The sequence below is a fragment of the Mesorhizobium sp. P2_F8 genome (assembly GCF_056403655.1).
Genome location: NZ_JBFUFB010000002.1, coordinates 596,471 through 610,236, shown reverse-complemented (window position 1 = coordinate 610,236; position 13,766 = coordinate 596,471). Strand labels below are relative to the sequence as shown.

11 protein-coding genes are annotated in these 13,766 nt (G+C 63.7%); 1 reads left to right on the top strand and 10 read right to left on the bottom strand.

Annotated elements, in window-relative coordinates; translation table 11 throughout:
* Genes tssK through tssA form a run of 10 tightly spaced genes read right to left on the bottom strand, consistent with a single transcriptional unit; the run spans position 1 to position 10,678 of the window.
* On the bottom strand, positions 1-1,335 hold the full coding sequence (tssK, locus tag AC1DZP_RS06620; protein ID WP_095080766.1) for a type VI secretion system baseplate subunit TssK: 1,335 nt from the start codon (positions 1,333-1,335) through the stop codon (positions 1-3).
* 39 nt (positions 1,336-1,374) lie between these two features.
* The gene (tssJ, locus tag AC1DZP_RS06615; RefSeq protein WP_477300980.1) at positions 1,375-1,827 is read right to left on the bottom strand and encodes a type VI secretion system lipoprotein TssJ; all 453 of its coding nucleotides are present in this window, start codon (positions 1,825-1,827) and stop codon (positions 1,375-1,377) included.
* Between the two features lie 3 nt (positions 1,828-1,830).
* Positions 1,831-3,300 carry a type VI secretion system-associated FHA domain protein TagH gene (tagH, locus tag AC1DZP_RS06610; protein ID WP_477300978.1) on the bottom strand — a complete coding sequence of 490 codons (1,470 nt, stop codon included), beginning with the start codon at positions 3,298-3,300 and terminating at the stop codon, positions 1,831-1,833.
* Complete coding sequence (tssG, locus tag AC1DZP_RS06605; RefSeq protein ID WP_477300976.1) at positions 3,297-4,364, bottom strand: type VI secretion system baseplate subunit TssG; 1,068 nt, start codon at positions 4,362-4,364, stop codon at positions 3,297-3,299. The genes tagH and tssG overlap by 4 nt, the downstream gene beginning before the upstream one ends.
* Positions 4,328-6,202 (bottom strand): type VI secretion system baseplate subunit TssF, encoded by a 1,875-nt coding sequence (gene tssF / locus AC1DZP_RS06600; protein WP_477300974.1) that lies wholly within the window; start codon positions 6,200-6,202, stop codon positions 4,328-4,330. The genes tssG and tssF overlap by 37 nt, the downstream gene beginning before the upstream one ends.
* A gap of 1 nt (position 6,203) precedes the next feature.
* Positions 6,204-6,959 carry a type VI secretion system baseplate subunit TssE gene (gene tssE / locus AC1DZP_RS06595; RefSeq protein ID WP_477226416.1) on the bottom strand — a complete coding sequence of 252 codons (756 nt, stop codon included), beginning with the start codon at positions 6,957-6,959 and terminating at the stop codon, positions 6,204-6,206.
* Positions 6,946-7,401, bottom strand: coding sequence for an Hcp family type VI secretion system effector (locus AC1DZP_RS06590; RefSeq protein ID WP_095080773.1), 456 nt, complete (start codon positions 7,399-7,401; stop codon positions 6,946-6,948). Before AC1DZP_RS06590 ends, tssE begins: the two co-directional genes overlap by 14 nt.
* 49 nt (positions 7,402-7,450) lie before the next feature.
* On the bottom strand, positions 7,451-8,956 hold the full coding sequence (gene tssC / locus AC1DZP_RS06585) for a type VI secretion system contractile sheath large subunit (protein WP_095080774.1): 1,506 nt from the start codon (positions 8,954-8,956) through the stop codon (positions 7,451-7,453).
* 3 nt (positions 8,957-8,959) lie between these two features.
* Positions 8,960-9,499, bottom strand: a complete 540-nt coding sequence (tssB, locus tag AC1DZP_RS06580) for a type VI secretion system contractile sheath small subunit (RefSeq protein ID WP_095080775.1) — start codon at positions 9,497-9,499, stop codon at positions 8,960-8,962.
* 6 nt (positions 9,500-9,505) lie between these two features.
* Complete coding sequence (tssA, locus tag AC1DZP_RS06575; RefSeq protein WP_477301176.1) at positions 9,506-10,678, bottom strand: type VI secretion system protein TssA; 1,173 nt, start codon at positions 10,676-10,678, stop codon at positions 9,506-9,508.
* Between the two features lie 219 nt (positions 10,679-10,897).
* On the opposite strand from tssA, the gene tssH reads away from it, so the two are divergent.
* Complete coding sequence (gene tssH / locus AC1DZP_RS06570) at positions 10,898-13,720, top strand: type VI secretion system ATPase TssH (RefSeq protein WP_477300972.1); 2,823 nt, start codon at positions 10,898-10,900, stop codon at positions 13,718-13,720.
* Positions 13,721-13,766: the final 46 nt, after the last annotated feature.

Below are 13,766 nucleotides of genomic sequence, written 5' to 3'. Positions count from 1 at the left end.
TCACCTGTTCACCGAATAGCAGTCCACCTGCGGCTCGCTTGGCAACACGCCCGAAACGCCGATGACGAAGCCAGGAGCATCGAGCAGCGACGCCCAGTACTCGCTTTTCTGGTCCAGTTCGAGGCACAGCCGATCGCCATCGTAAGGGATTTCGCGCGGCTGCGAATGAAGTGGTTTCAGCGGAATGCCGGGCAAGCGCGACTTCCACAGGCCTTCGAACTGGTCGGCCGAGCCGACGGTCGCCTGGTTGACGAAGATCTTGCGCAGCGCGTCCTCCGACAACTCCGAACCGACCCGGATGACGATCCGGCTGGCCACCAGCAGCTTCGGGTTGTCGATGCGGATTTTCCAGACATTGGTCGAATGCCGCATGACAGGCAGCGCGCGCGATTTCGGCTCGATGTAACGCAGGCTGAGGATGAGCGAGCGCAGCGCATCCGCCAGCGCCGAATAGGCGGGGCCGGGGGCCATGTGATCGTAGGCCGGCAACTCGCCCAGCCGCCGTGCGCTCGATCCGTAGGTAGCCATCGAACCGGCAAGCCCGGCTAGCTCCAGGTAGAGCTCGGCCGGATGGAAGACATCCTGGGCCAGTATGTGGGCCAGCCGCGGGCGCGCCGCATTGGCGAGATTGAGCATCAACAGATCTTCGACGCTGCGCCCAGGCCCACCCATGACCATCTTGCCATGCGCCTCGGCGATCTGGTCGAGACCGGTGACAACTTCCAGCAACAATTGCCGATACCAGGCCACCGCGCCGGTAATCAGTGTCGGTGGCAGGAAGGTCTCGTCCAGGGAGACGCCGCCATCGGCGCGAACGCCCTTGAGGTCGGCTATCGGCAAGGCCGTGTAGCCACCGACCGACTTGCCGGGTGCAAGCAGCAGCGCCTGCGGGCGGGCGATTTCGATTTCTTCAGGGTCTGAACCGCCCTGGACTGCGTCACGCACCGAAACGATCCGCCCATGATATCGGGCTCCCGAGGCGGCGGCGTGCGCCGGATCGAAGCCGACACCGCCGGCAGGCTCCAGCGGCAAGGCGACCAGCACCGGTCCGGCGCCAGTGTCCGGGGTCACCGGCAGCGGTCGCGGCGCGTCCATCATATCTGGAATGGAAAAAGGCGTTCCGTCCGGGAAGATGCCCCGTGCGGACAGGATCGAAATCTGGCCGGCGTCCAGCAATGCCTGGTCCAGCGTCAGCTGTTGAAAGCCGAACGTATGCAGTTGCCCGGCCTGCAACGCGCCGCGCACCGTCGCCTCGAAGAAGCGATCCTGCTGCTGGAAATGCTGGGTCCGCAGGAAAAGCCCCTCGGACCATAGCACCCTGTTTGCATCGCTCATGCCGCTGCTCTCTGCATTGAGCTCCCCTTGCCCTGGCCGCTAGGCGGAAATGCCGCCGCTGCCAAGCGTGACGTTGATCGTGAATTTCGATCCCGGCGATACCGACTTGGTTGTCCGCCAGTTCCTGCCGCCAGGCTCGCGGATCAGTGCTACGAAGCCCAGCGCCGTCGCGTCCGGCTCGACGGTGATGGTTTTGGATGCGGATTTCCCCGGCCCGACAGCGATCTGGTCGGACCCGATAAGATCGCCTGCCAGCGCCGTGCCGGCATCCCCCTGCAGCGCAAAATAGTCGGCGGAATTGAATATGCCGGCGCTTTTCAGCCGCATCACGAGAACCGTCACCGGCCGATCGCCGCCACCTGGTCCTGGGTTCATGCCGGCCCCGCCGGTCACGTTGACGGTGATCACCGATGGCTTTGGCGGACCACTCTGGCAGGCCGCAAGCAGCCCCGTCGCGCCCAGGGCAACGACAAATTCACGTCGATCGATCATCTCTCACTCCTCCTCGTAAGCATCTCGAAAATCAGCGCCGATTTCGCCAAGGAAGCTTTTTTCCGCGCTCTCGGCGATTTCACGATGGCGTTTCTGGTAAAGCTCCCACAGCTTGGCGCCGCGCCCGCCTGAAAGCAGGGTGCCGATCGCCGAATTCGATTTCAGCTCTTCCTCGATCTCGGCCGGGTCAAAACGGTCGATCATCCGCCGCAAGGCGGCCTGTATGCCGCGCCAGGCGCGCACGTGATGTTGCGCGAGATCGCGAACCGCGTCGGCGATTGCCGCTTCGCCGGCAAGAAATCCGGGGCTGCGCTCGGCGATAAGCGTGACGATGGCATCATCGACAGTTGGCAGAAACTTGAGCGGATTGACCTCGGAGGCTCCGACCATGGTCTGGGCGACGCGGGCGTTTCCCTTTTCCTCGGCCCGCTTGCGCAGAAGCTGCATCAGGCCTTCCATCATCAGCCGATACTCGCGGCCAAACTTCTCCATTTCCGCGATGCTGTCGCGTCCGGGGAAATCGGCTTCCTCAACGCCCATGCCGTGCAGGAATGCCGAGCGAAGCGCCGACTCCCCCGGCTGTGGCGCGGCGGGCGGGCGGGCGGGTTTGGCAGGAGCGACCGCACGTGGCGGGGGAGGGGTATCCGCCGCTTGCACGGGCAAATCCCAGGGATTGGTGGATTGGGGTCGTTGGGCGGCGCGCTCGCGCTGTCCGGTCGAGCCGCCGCCGTTTGCCGAACTGGGCACTGCCGCCGGTCCGAAACCAAAATCATCATTGAGATCGGACGGCTTTCCGGCAGCCGGTTCGGCTCCGCGGCTGGGGGACGGCACCGGGTCGAGGCTGAATGGGTCCGCCAGGTTCGCGGCACCGCTCGGCTCGAGAAAAGGGGCAGCGTTTCTCGACACAGGCGTTGCAACCGGATCGAGGCTGAACGGGTCATCGAAAGCAGGCGAGTTGCGCTGGGATGCGGCACGCTCGAACGCGCCTGGAACCGGCTGCTCGAACGGGTTCGGAAGATCGGCCGGACGTGGCCGTCGCGGCTCTTCTTCGACCTTGGCGGAAAAGAAGTCGTCGCGGCCGATGCTCACCGGCGCCCGAGATGGCTGCGCCAGGCGTTCGGGAACCGGCTGGCCGGTCGCAGGTGCTTGAGCGACTGGCGTTTGCAGGTCGACGTAGACGATGTAGTCGCCCAGCCTCAGCCGCATGCCGCTTTGAAGGCGCGCCGACTTGCCGGCGCCGAGCGGGCTGTCAGAGCCGTTTATGAACAATCCGCTGCTCGACGTGTCGGTTACAAAATACCCGTCTCGCCCGCCAGAAATCTTGCAGTGAGCCCGCGAAACGAACATGTCGGGATCGTCGATCTGCCAGCCCGCGTCGGCGCTGCGGCCGATCACCAGTTCACCCTCGTCCAGCCGGGTCTGCCGTACCGCCTGGGTGCGTGGCCCTTGCTCCAGCGTCAGCAGCAGACTCATGCCGCGACCCCCGCGATTTCCGGCCGCCATCCGACGATTGTCCGCAGCCGCATGTCGTCAGCATCGCCCCTTTCGGCGGGCCGCGCAAGCCAGGTGGTTCGGCCGAGCTGTGCCGATCCGATACGCGGCGGCGGCACGGCTTCGCGTGCAAGCACGATGCGCAGGTCGACGTCAAGCGATTCCCCGATCATGTCGCGAACGGCCTGTTTGAACAGTTTGAGCCGCTGGCCGCCAGGCAGGAAGGCCTTGAAGTCCTCGTACCCCAGCGGGCCGACGCGCAGTTCGATCCTGCTCTGGCGGTTGAAAACCCGCGGGCCGATCGTCGCCCCCCGGCCGAGCCCCGCATAGGCCGTTGCAAGGCGGGTCTGGAGGCCGGTCGGCACGGTTATCCAGGCAGCGATGAACTCCCTGATCTGCACGGGCACCTTGAATGCTTCCGCCAGGAACAGCGTCAGCCGTTCCGGGCCGTCGACCTGGCTGGCGAGCGAAGCCGCCTGGCGAAGCTTTACCGTATCGAGATCGGCGTCCTGGGTGCCGGGAAGTCCAATCCCAGCCATCGCTTCCAGCATGGCGCGAACACGTCCGCCGACCGCGCGTTCGACCTGTACGGCCGGATGCGCGTCCGCCCACGCCCGGTAGTAGAGGGCAATCATGCGGTGCTGCAGAATGTTGACGAAGTCCACGAACGTCGTGTCGCTGGTCAGCTGTGCGTCGGTGCCGGCGAACCAGCGCTGCGACAGGCGGTCGAGCACCCAGCGCGTCAGATGCAGCGGCATGGGACCCTCCGGTCCCAGCAGGCCGAGATTTGCAACCGTGACCCGGGCTGGCGTCTCGCCATCGGCTTCGCGGAACTGAACCAGGTCCCGCGCCGAAAAGGCGAGGCGCACATGCTGGCCGAGCCGTGCCGGCTCGCGGTCGGGGCGGCCGGAATGGCCGAACAGACCGCTTCGCTGTTCGAGACGGCGCAGCAGTTCGAAGAAGTCGAACGCCTCGGACAGACCTTCGGCCCGGTTCGGGCTGGGCTTGTCTAGATCAGGTAGCGATTGCCGGGCGTCATCGGCCATGGCACATCCTCCTGCTTCTGCAGCAGCCGCGTGCGGGTTCGCACGAAGCCGTTTATTCCGGCGTGGCGGGCAAACAGCCGCGCCAGCAAGGCCGAAAGCAGCAAGGTGCTTTGGCCGGCCAGGACCGATTGATCAACGTGCAACGTCACTTCGGTGCCGCGTCCGAAGCACATCGGCCCGTCGATCTGCAGCCGTTCGATGACCGGCTGTGAGTCGATACGCACGATCGAATGCACATTGCGGGCAAGGCTCGGATCGCCGCGGTCGGCATAGAGGTCGAGCAGAGCATGCAGAGGGTCGATGCCGCGGCCTTCCTTGGCAAGGCTGAGGAAATTGAGCGCGAGCTGCGCCACCAGCCGCCAGGCAAGATCGTCGGCCCGCGATTCACCGTCGGCCCCAGCCGGCAGTGCCGCCGGGATGGCCGGCTGTGGCGGACGCAGCGCGCCAAGCAGCCGGACAGTTTCGACCGGGTCGCCGGCCTCCAGCGTCAATGTCGGATTGTCATCGAGGATCGGCAGATCACGATTGGTGCAAAGCGCCATGACGTCGAGACGCTTGAGCGGCCGGTTCGCCGGGCTTGCGAGTGGCCGGGATATGGCCAGGAAAACGTCGTCCCCGGTGTATGACGTTCGGGTCAGGCCGTCGCGCCGCTCCTCCTCCGTCGCCCGGCGTGGGCGCCGTTCGGTCGAATAGACCCAGCCACTGCCCCGGTTCTGCCCCAGGCTGAAGAGTTCGGGGATTTCGGCGTCGTTGCCTTCTGTGTCGGCATCCTCCACGCGGATGACCCGATAGATCTCGAAGTCGCGCGCCCGGGTTCGGTCTGCATGCAACACCTGCCGCGTCCTGCGCGCATCGACCTCGACGACGTTGCACTCACGTTCGAACAGATTGATGATCGGCGTCGCGAAAAGTTCGAAGTCCGCCGGTGTCAGGTCGGCAAGCTCGGGCACCGCACGTCTGAACAAGAAGATGATTTCCAACCCGGCGGCGCATCGGCGTACGACGGGCTGAAGCCCGGAAACCCGCGCATAGTGAAAGCGCTCGGGCATCATGAAATATTCGCGCAGCAGACGGTACCCCTCGAATGTCGGACGGGTACGAGGCATCAGGGCCTCGTCGTCGCTGATGCCGACCATTTCGGGTGCCGGCAGGGGCGACAACGGGTTGGTCTTGCCTTCTGGGCGTGCGCCAACGGCCGAGCAGGCGCCGAAAATCGCATCGAACAGGAGCGGCGCCTTGGTGCGTCCAGCAAAATAGAGGTCGAGTCGGTCGAGCGCCAGTTCGTCGAGCCTGCCTTTTCCGGTTCGGGCCAGCACGATGCGGAGCGCCGCCGCGCCGCCGACGCCGCCGATCGGCCCAATGCCGGCCATCGCCAGCGCGCTGCGATCCTGGAAATAGCTCACCGAAGTGACCGCTATCGGCCATAGGGTCATTTCTTGCGCGGTGGAGAACGTGCAGCGCGTCGACAGGCCTGGCTGCAGGCTGGAAACCAGCCGCGTGTTGCGCTTGACGACGTGGCCGGCGAGCATGGTCTGGACCTGCTGGCCGGGCTTCAGCACCGCCATCGCCGTTGCCGGCGCCGGCGTGACCAGATCGGGATAGAGAACCTCGAGCACACTGCGTGAAAATCGCGAGCGCTCGGCATCGACCTTCAGCCGGGTGCGCGCGGCAAGGAAGGCGACGCCGTCCAGCAGCCGCTCGACATACGGGTCCGGACATGGGACCGTATCGAGGGAAAGGTTGCGCGCCACCGCCGGATGCATGTCGGCAAATTCCGCCGCGAGGCCACGAATATGGGTCAGTTCCTCCTCGTAGTATTCGACGAAGACCCGATCCATCTCAGGCGTCCCTAATTTCGGTCCGCGCCAAGCCGTTATCGAGATTGATCGTGGTGCGCAGGCGCATGCGTTCCGGCGTCGGCGTCATGATCAGCACGGCGTCTATCTCGATCTTGAGGCCAACGGTCTTGTCGCCGAGGGTGACCGTAACCGTTGTTGCGCTCTCCTTGAGGCGAGGCTCGAAGGTGGCGAGCACTGCGCGGATCTCACGCGCCAGCACGTCGCGATCAAAGTCGCGGGACGACCGGCCCGAGAAGGAAGGCACGCCGTAATTGACCACGCTTCGACGCACCTCCGGAAAATCGGCGAGCGAAGGTGGATTGTCCGACACCTGTTCGTTTTCCAGATCGGAAAGCAACGGTGTGGCCTCGAAGCGCTCGGTGTTGAAGAGCGCCTCGATGTCACGCCGTACCGCTTCCCTGAGCACGCGAGCCGAGACCACCACGCCGCGGCTTTCGATCTCGACGCGGTGCTGGGTCTGAAAGGCCAATCGATGCAGCCGCCGTTTTTGATCGGGTGTCAGCTCCGCATCGGCGTCTATGGTGCGCGCACTGCCGGCGACGAGTGTGTCGAGACGGTCCGCGCCAAGCTCGTCGAGCAAGACATGGCGCAGCCCGTCTATCTCCGAAGTCAGGCCCGGCAGGTCATTGACGAGGCGATCCCAAAGTGAAGGCTGGACGGCCTCGCTTTTTGCCCGCAAGCTGCCGGTAGTCTGCTGCTTGCCCGCGCCGGGTCGCCGAACCTCACTTGCCGACATAGACATCCATTTCGGCTTCATCATTGCCGTCATAGACGAACTTGATCTTCTTGTAGGCGAAGCTGACCTCTTCCTGGATCAGGTCTTCCTCGTCCGGCGCCTGCGACATGTCGTATTCCATGATCGAGGCGTCGGTGAGGGTGACCACCAGGTAATCCTTGGTCTCACCATCGATGGTCCGCCGTGCCGAGAACACCACCTCATCCAGGGCCTTGTTCTCGAACAAAGCCTTCTTCAGGTAGGGCGAGGATTTGTCGTAATGTTTGATGAATTTGATCATGCCCATGGACACGCGGCCACGGCGTGAGAGCGAATTCGGATCATAAGGTGCGACCATCTTGTAGTCGACGCCATGGATTTCGATCTCGTCATCGTGGCCGTCGCGGGTGCTCGGGCCTTTGATATCCGGAACCTTCAGAAAACCATCAATCTTCACTGGCATTGTCTTTCTCCACCGCTTTCAAACAAAAACAAGGTCTGGTTGCTGCAAATCAAGTCTTCACGGACGGTAGTTCCGACACCAGTCGGAGCGAGGCATTGATGCCCTCCAGCTGGTAATGTGGGCGCAGATAGAAGCGGGCAGCGTAGTAGCCGGGACGCCCCTCCACACTGTCCACCTGAACCTCGGCGGCGGCAAGCGGGCGCTTGGCGCGCGCCTTGTCGTCGGCAAAGGCCGGGTTGGCCAGCACGTACCGGTTGATCCACTCGGTCAACCAGATCTGCATGTCGGAGCGTTCCTTGAACGAGCCGACCTTGTCGCGCGCAATGGCCTTGAGGTAGTGCGCAAAGCGCGAAACCGGGAAGAGATAGGGCAGGTTGGCGCTCAGCCGCTCGTTCGACTGTGCGTCCGGGTCGACCAGCCGTCCCGCCCGCGTCTCGTCGTCCTGCAGCGAGTGCGCGCCGATGAAGGCCGCGAGATCGGTGTTCTTCCGGTGCAGGATCGGCATCAGGCCGAGCTTGGCCAGTTCGGCCTCGCGTCGGTCGTCGATGGCGACTTCGGTCGGGCATTTCATCGCGATCGACCCATCATCGGTCGGGAAGCTGTGCACCGGCAGGTTCAGCACCGTGCCGCCGTTCTCGACGCCGCGGATCTGCGTGCCCCAGCCAAACAGCTTGTGGCTGCGGTTGATGTTGACGCCCATGGGGAAGGCGGCATTCATCCAGACATATTTGTTGTGATCGCCCTGCACCTCTTCCTCGAAGGTGAAGCCCTTCACCGGAACGGTATCGGTGCCGTAGGGCAGCCGGGCCAGGACCCGGGGCATGGTCAGGCCGATGTAGCGAGCGTCCTCGCTCTCGCGCAGCGACTGCCACGACGCATAGGCCGGGTTGGAGACGATCTGCTGCAGGTCTTGCGGGTTCGGCAATTCCTGCCAGCTGTCCATGCGGAACAGGCGCGGCGAGGCGGCTGCGATGAACGGCGTATGCGCCGAGGCGCAGATGCCGGAGATGTTGCGCAGCAGACCGACGTCGCGCGGGTGGTTGGAGAATTCGTAGGCGCCGACCACGCAGCCGATCGGCTCGCCGCCAAGCATCGAATACTCGTCTGTATAGACTTTCTTGAAGATCGGGCTCTGGTCCCACATCTGGCCTTCAAAGTCTTCGAGCGTGTCGGCCAGCTGCTCCTTGGAAATGTTCATCACCCGGATCTTCAGCTTCTGATCCGTCTCGGTGTTGTTGACGAGATACCAGAGGCCGCGCCATGTGCCTTCCATTTCGCGCACTTCCGGCGCATGCAGGATCTCGTTGACCTGCGTGGTCAGCATCTTGTCGATGCCCGCGATCAGCGACTTGATCGACTTGATCGCATTGGACGAGATGGTCGTGGTGTCGGAACGGGACTGCGCCGCCAGCGCCAGATTGCGCACGAGCTGCTGCAGCTTCTCGCTGTCGTCCTTCTTGACCTTGAAATCCTTCTCGAGGAGCCCGCTGAATTCTCCAAGGTCTATGGCTTCGGCCTCGGCGGCGACGGCGGCGGTCTTTTGCTGTTCGGCCATGATCTACTCCCCTGCCTTGTCGTCGTCGGTCAGCGCCTGACTGGCGATCTTGCCAAGAAGCGGCTCGTTGTTCAGAAGCTGCGCGATGCGCTTTTCGGCGTCGACGCGGCCATCCATGAAGCCCAGCAATTCCTCGAGCTGACGACGCATCTTGAGGATCTCGGCCAGTTGCGGAACTTGCGCGGCGATCTTGTCTGGGGCGAAATCGCCCATTTTGGTGAAGGTGAGATCGAGCGCCAGTTCCTCGTCACGCTCCTGGCCTTCGGCCTGCGGCAGCGTGTTCTTCACCCGGGCTTTGACGCGGGGACCGAGCGCCTCCATGAACTTGGGGAAGCGGTTCGCGTCGGTCTCGACAAAGGAGCGGTCCAGCACCGACTTTGACGCTTCCTTGGTTTGCGAAGCTCCGGAAAGATCGGCCATCACGCCCATGACGAACGGCAGTTCGATCGTCGTCGGGCTGCCATAGGTTTCTACATCGTAGGCGATCTGCACCCGCGGCGCGCGATTTCGTTCGATGACCTTCGCTTTGCTTTCGGCTGGCATGTGTTGTTACCTTTCATCCTTCTGAGCCGCCTTCTTGGCATCGGGAACGCCGGCAAGGAGCCGGAATTCCTTCAGCCCCGACGGGGCGAGATCTTCCATAAGTTCAACGAAATCCATGTGCACCATCCGGCGCACACGCCGAGCCAGGTGCGGGATCGGGCTCGACGGCTCGGTGCGGTCGTAGAAGGCGACGACGAGGTCGAGGCATTTCACCACGTCGTCACGCGAGGAAATCCGGTCGGGAAGCCCCGTGCTCGAGTCCGCGTAGCTTGCCATACTTGCCATCGCATCGGCTCCATGACCGTTTCGAGCAGGCGTTGCCGGTTCTGCCGGCGGGGGTGGCTTGGCCGCGCCATTGGCAACGGCGCCGGCAGCCGAGTTCCGTTCGAGGGTCGTCAGCAAACGCTGCAGAAACCGCTTTAATTCCGGAACCGGAGCGCCGCCGCCATCGAGACGAGCGTTGAGGGCGGTCTCGACCGCGTCGAGGGCCGCCATCGCTGCCCGGGTGTCGGCGATCAGCAAGACCATCTCTGCGTTGGCTTGATCCATCTGTGCCGCGCATCCGGCACGCACCCGGTTCAAGAGCTGTCCGTGCGCACTGACCAGTGCCGCCTTTTCTGCGGCATTCAATCCCGAGGCGGCTTCCTGGAGCATGACGCGGTCGTCGAGCGCACCCTTCTCCAAGTCTACGCCCTGAATCGGGCCGATTGCGCGCGGCGCAAAGAACGTCATTTGCCGCAGGTTCGCCAACAGCCCGTCCTGACCATTCTGCAGGTCGAGCAGCGCGTTGATCCGGCGCAAGGCGGCATCGCGTGCCGAAGTGCCTGGCCGCAGTGCCGGATGCATGGTTTCCCAATACTGATCGAAAGTCTGCGCAATGAGGGTCAGACCCTGCGCTAGCCCTGCCAGGCCCTCTTCATTGGCCAGCGCGCGCGTGACGATGACGAGCAGGCGCAGGTCCCGGCCATGTCCGCGCAATTCCTCCGCCTTGGCGAGTACCGCCGACCAGTCGACTGGAATGGTGCTTTGCGAGGTGGCCTTGTTGTTGCCGTCATGGACGACCTTGGTCTGGGCTTCCGTAAGGCGCTCCAGCTCATGAAAAGCCGGGTCGTTGCGCAAATCCTCCCCGGACGGATTTTCACCGTCGAGCGGAGCAAGCCAGAGTGCGAGATCAATCACACCAACCCCCAGCGACCGGCCGTCAAACCGTACGTGACGCAACGTTATCACACCGTTGTACTTTACCACAATTCAACGACTGCTCAAAAATTAACAGAAGCTAAATGCGACCTTCTTGAGTACCGGCTGACTGCGCATCGAGCCTCGTCTATCACGCGCTTTGTCAATCGGCGGCTTCTGTGGCAGGTTGTCGGCAGGCAGATTGCAGGAGCACGTTCGATGGAACAGCGCCGGTCGTCGCAGAGCTTCAAACGCAAGGAACTGGTCGGCAAGCTCAATCCTGTCGGGGTGCGCGCCTTCAAGGCCGCGGCCGATACCGCCAAGCTGCGCGGCAATCCTTACGTCGAACTCGTCCACTTCATCGAGCAACTGGTGCTTTCGGACCGCTCCGATGTGCAAATGATAGTCGCCGATGCGGGGCTGGATGCGAGCCGGCTCACGGCCGATATGACCCGCGCCGTCGACAAGCTGCCTTACGGCGCGACGTCGATAGAGGAATTTTCCGACCATATCTTCCACGCCATCCAGGAAGCCTGGAACCTGGCGACGCTGGAATTCGGCGTCGAGGAAGTCCGCAGCGCACATATTCTCCTTGCCTGCCTGAAGACGCCGGTGCTGGAAGGCCTGCTGTCGAAGATCAGTTCCGAGTTCGACAAGATCGACGCCGACGCGGTCATCGCGCGGTTCGCCGATGTCGTGGAAGGTTCGCTCGAAGCCGGCGCGGCCATCGCAGTTCCCACGGCCGAAACGCCGAAGCGGGCTCCGGGCGGGGATTCTGCACTGGCGAAATACGCCACCGACCTGACCCAGCGCGCCCGCGACGGCAAGATCGATCCGGTCGTCGGTCGTGATCCGGAGATCAGGCAGATCGTCGATATCCTGATGCGACGCCGGCAAAACAACCCGATCCTGACCGGTGAGGCCGGGGTCGGCAAGACGGCGGTCGTCGAGGGCTTTGCCTTGCGTATCGCCCAGGGCGACGTGCCGCCCACGCTGCAGGATGTCAGTGTCCGCATGCTCGATGTCGGATTGATGCAGGCGGGTGCAAGCGTGAAGGGCGAGTTCGAGAAACGGCTGAAGGCTGTCATCGACGAGGTTCAATCGTCCGAAACGCCGGTCATCCTGTTCATCGACGAAGCCCACACCTTGATCGGCGCCGGCGGCGCGGCAGGAACGGGTGATGCCGCCAATCTCCTGAAACCGGCGCTGGCGCGTGGCGAACTTCGCACCATCGCGGCAACGACCTGGGCAGAATACAAGCAGCACATCGAGAAAGACCCGGCGCTGACCCGCCGTTTCCAGGTGGTGAAAATCGACGAGCCGTCGGAGGCGGTGGCGGTTCTGATGTTGCGCGGTGTGGCCGGCGTCTTGGAGCAGCACCACAAAGTGCAGATACTGGATGAGGCGATCGAGGCGGCGGTCGGCCTGTCGCATCGCTACATCCCGGCGCGGCAACTGCCCGACAAGGCGGTGAGCCTTCTCGACACCGCATGCGCCCGTGTCGCCATATCGCAGCATGCCACGCCGGCCGAGGTCGAAGACATCATGCGTCGCCGCCAGGCGCTGGAGGTCGAGCACGGCATCATCGGCCGCGAGGCCGCGATCGGCATCGAAGTGGCCGAGCGCCAGGCACGGGTCGACACCGGCCTTGCCGAAACCGAGGTCACGCTGGCCGCAGCGCAACAACGTTGGGATCGGGAAAAGGCCCTGGTTGCCGAGATACTCGAATTGCGCGCCCGGCTGCGCGGCGAGGGTGTGCCGCTCGATGCTGTGGAGACGCCTGAGGCGAATGCCGGGACGGCAGGCGCGGACGCCGCGGAGACTGCGCCGCCCAAGACCGCAACACCCCAAACCGAAACGCAAAAGACCGAGACGCCCAAAACCAAAACGGCAAAGACCAAAACGGCCAAGGCCGACGTGGAGACACCGGCGGCAAACGCTCCTCCACCCGAACCGGGCGCCGATCTCGCCCGGCTGCGCGAACTGATGGCCGAACTCGCCGAGGCGCAAGGCGAAACGCCGCTGATCCTGCCGTCGGTCGACCGCAACGCCATAGCGGCGGTCGTTCAGGACTGGACGGGAATCCCGACCGGGCGGATGCTGTCGAGCCAGACCGAAAAGGCGCTGCGGCTCGCCGCGACCCTGTCCGAACGCGTGGTCGGCCAGGATCACGCCATGGAGATGATCGCCAAGCGTGTGCAGACCAGCCGCGCCGGGCTCGGCGCGCCGGAAAAACCGGTGGGCGTGTTCCTGCTCTGCGGCCCCTCGGGCGTCGGCAAGACCGAAACCGCATTGGCATTGGCCGAGACACTCTATGGGGGTGAGCAGAACCTGATTTCGATCAACATGTCCGAGTTCCAGGAGGCACATACCGTCTCCACCTTGAAGGGCGCTCCGCCCGGGTATGTCGGCTACGGCAAGGGCGGCATCCTGACCGAGGCGGTCCGCCGCAAGCCCTATTCTGTGATCCTGCTCGACGAGGTCGAGAAGGCGCATCCGGACGTACACGAAATCTTCTTCCAGGTTTTCGACAAGGGCATGATGGACGACAGCGAGGGCCGGCGCATCGATTTCAAGAACACGCTGATCCTGCTCACCTCAAATGTCGGCTCGGAAGTCATCATGGACCGGACCAGGAACGGCACGCTGCGCGCCGGGCTCGACGATCTGGACACCGCCTTGCGCAGCCCTCTGCTGAAGGTCTTCCCCGCGGCCTTTCTCGGCCGCGTGGTGACCATTCCTTACTATCCGCTCTCGGATTCGATGATCGAAGCGATCACCCGCCACCAGTTCGCCAAGATTGCCCGCCGGCTGCGTGCAACCAACGACGCGGAATTGGTGATCGGCGACGGCGTCATGGACCTGGTTAAGGCCCGCTGCACTGAGRTCGAATCCGGCGGCCGGATGATCGATGCCATCCTGACCAACACGCTTCTGCCGGAATTGAGCCGCGGCGTGCTGAATCGTTCGCTCGGGGGCGAAAAGATGACGAAGGTGACAGTCGGCGCCTCCAAGGAGGGCTTCACCTATTCCTTCGAGTAGCGGAGGCTGGGCTTCCCGTCACCGAAAGGCTGGCCCATGAAGTCTT

What these genes read in the sequence shown, in the direction of transcription:
- tssK (WP_095080766.1), bottom strand. Translation starts at nt 1,335, where the DNA reads ATGAGCGATGCAAACAGGGTGCTATGGTCCGAGGGGCTTTTCCTGCGG.
- tssJ (WP_477300980.1), bottom strand. Translation starts at nt 1,827, where the DNA reads ATGATCGATCGACGTGAATTTGTCGTTGCCCTGGGCGCGACGGGGCTG.
- tagH (WP_477300978.1), bottom strand. Translation starts at nt 3,300, where the DNA reads ATGAGTCTGCTGCTGACGCTGGAGCAAGGGCCACGCACCCAGGCGGTA.
- tssG (WP_477300976.1), bottom strand. Translation starts at nt 4,364, where the DNA reads ATGGCCGATGACGCCCGGCAATCGCTACCTGATCTAGACAAGCCCAGC.
- tssF (WP_477300974.1), bottom strand. Translation starts at nt 6,202, where the DNA reads ATGGATCGGGTCTTCGTCGAATACTACGAGGAGGAACTGACCCATATT.
- tssE (WP_477226416.1), bottom strand. Translation starts at nt 6,959, where the DNA reads ATGTCGGCAAGTGAGGTTCGGCGACCCGGCGCGGGCAAGCAGCAGACT.
- AC1DZP_RS06590 (WP_095080773.1), bottom strand. Translation starts at nt 7,401, where the DNA reads ATGCCAGTGAAGATTGATGGTTTTCTGAAGGTTCCGGATATCAAAGGC.
- tssC (WP_095080774.1), bottom strand. Translation starts at nt 8,956, where the DNA reads ATGGCCGAACAGCAAAAGACCGCCGCCGTCGCCGCCGAGGCCGAAGCC.
- tssB (WP_095080775.1), bottom strand. Translation starts at nt 9,499, where the DNA reads ATGCCAGCCGAAAGCAAAGCGAAGGTCATCGAACGAAATCGCGCGCCG.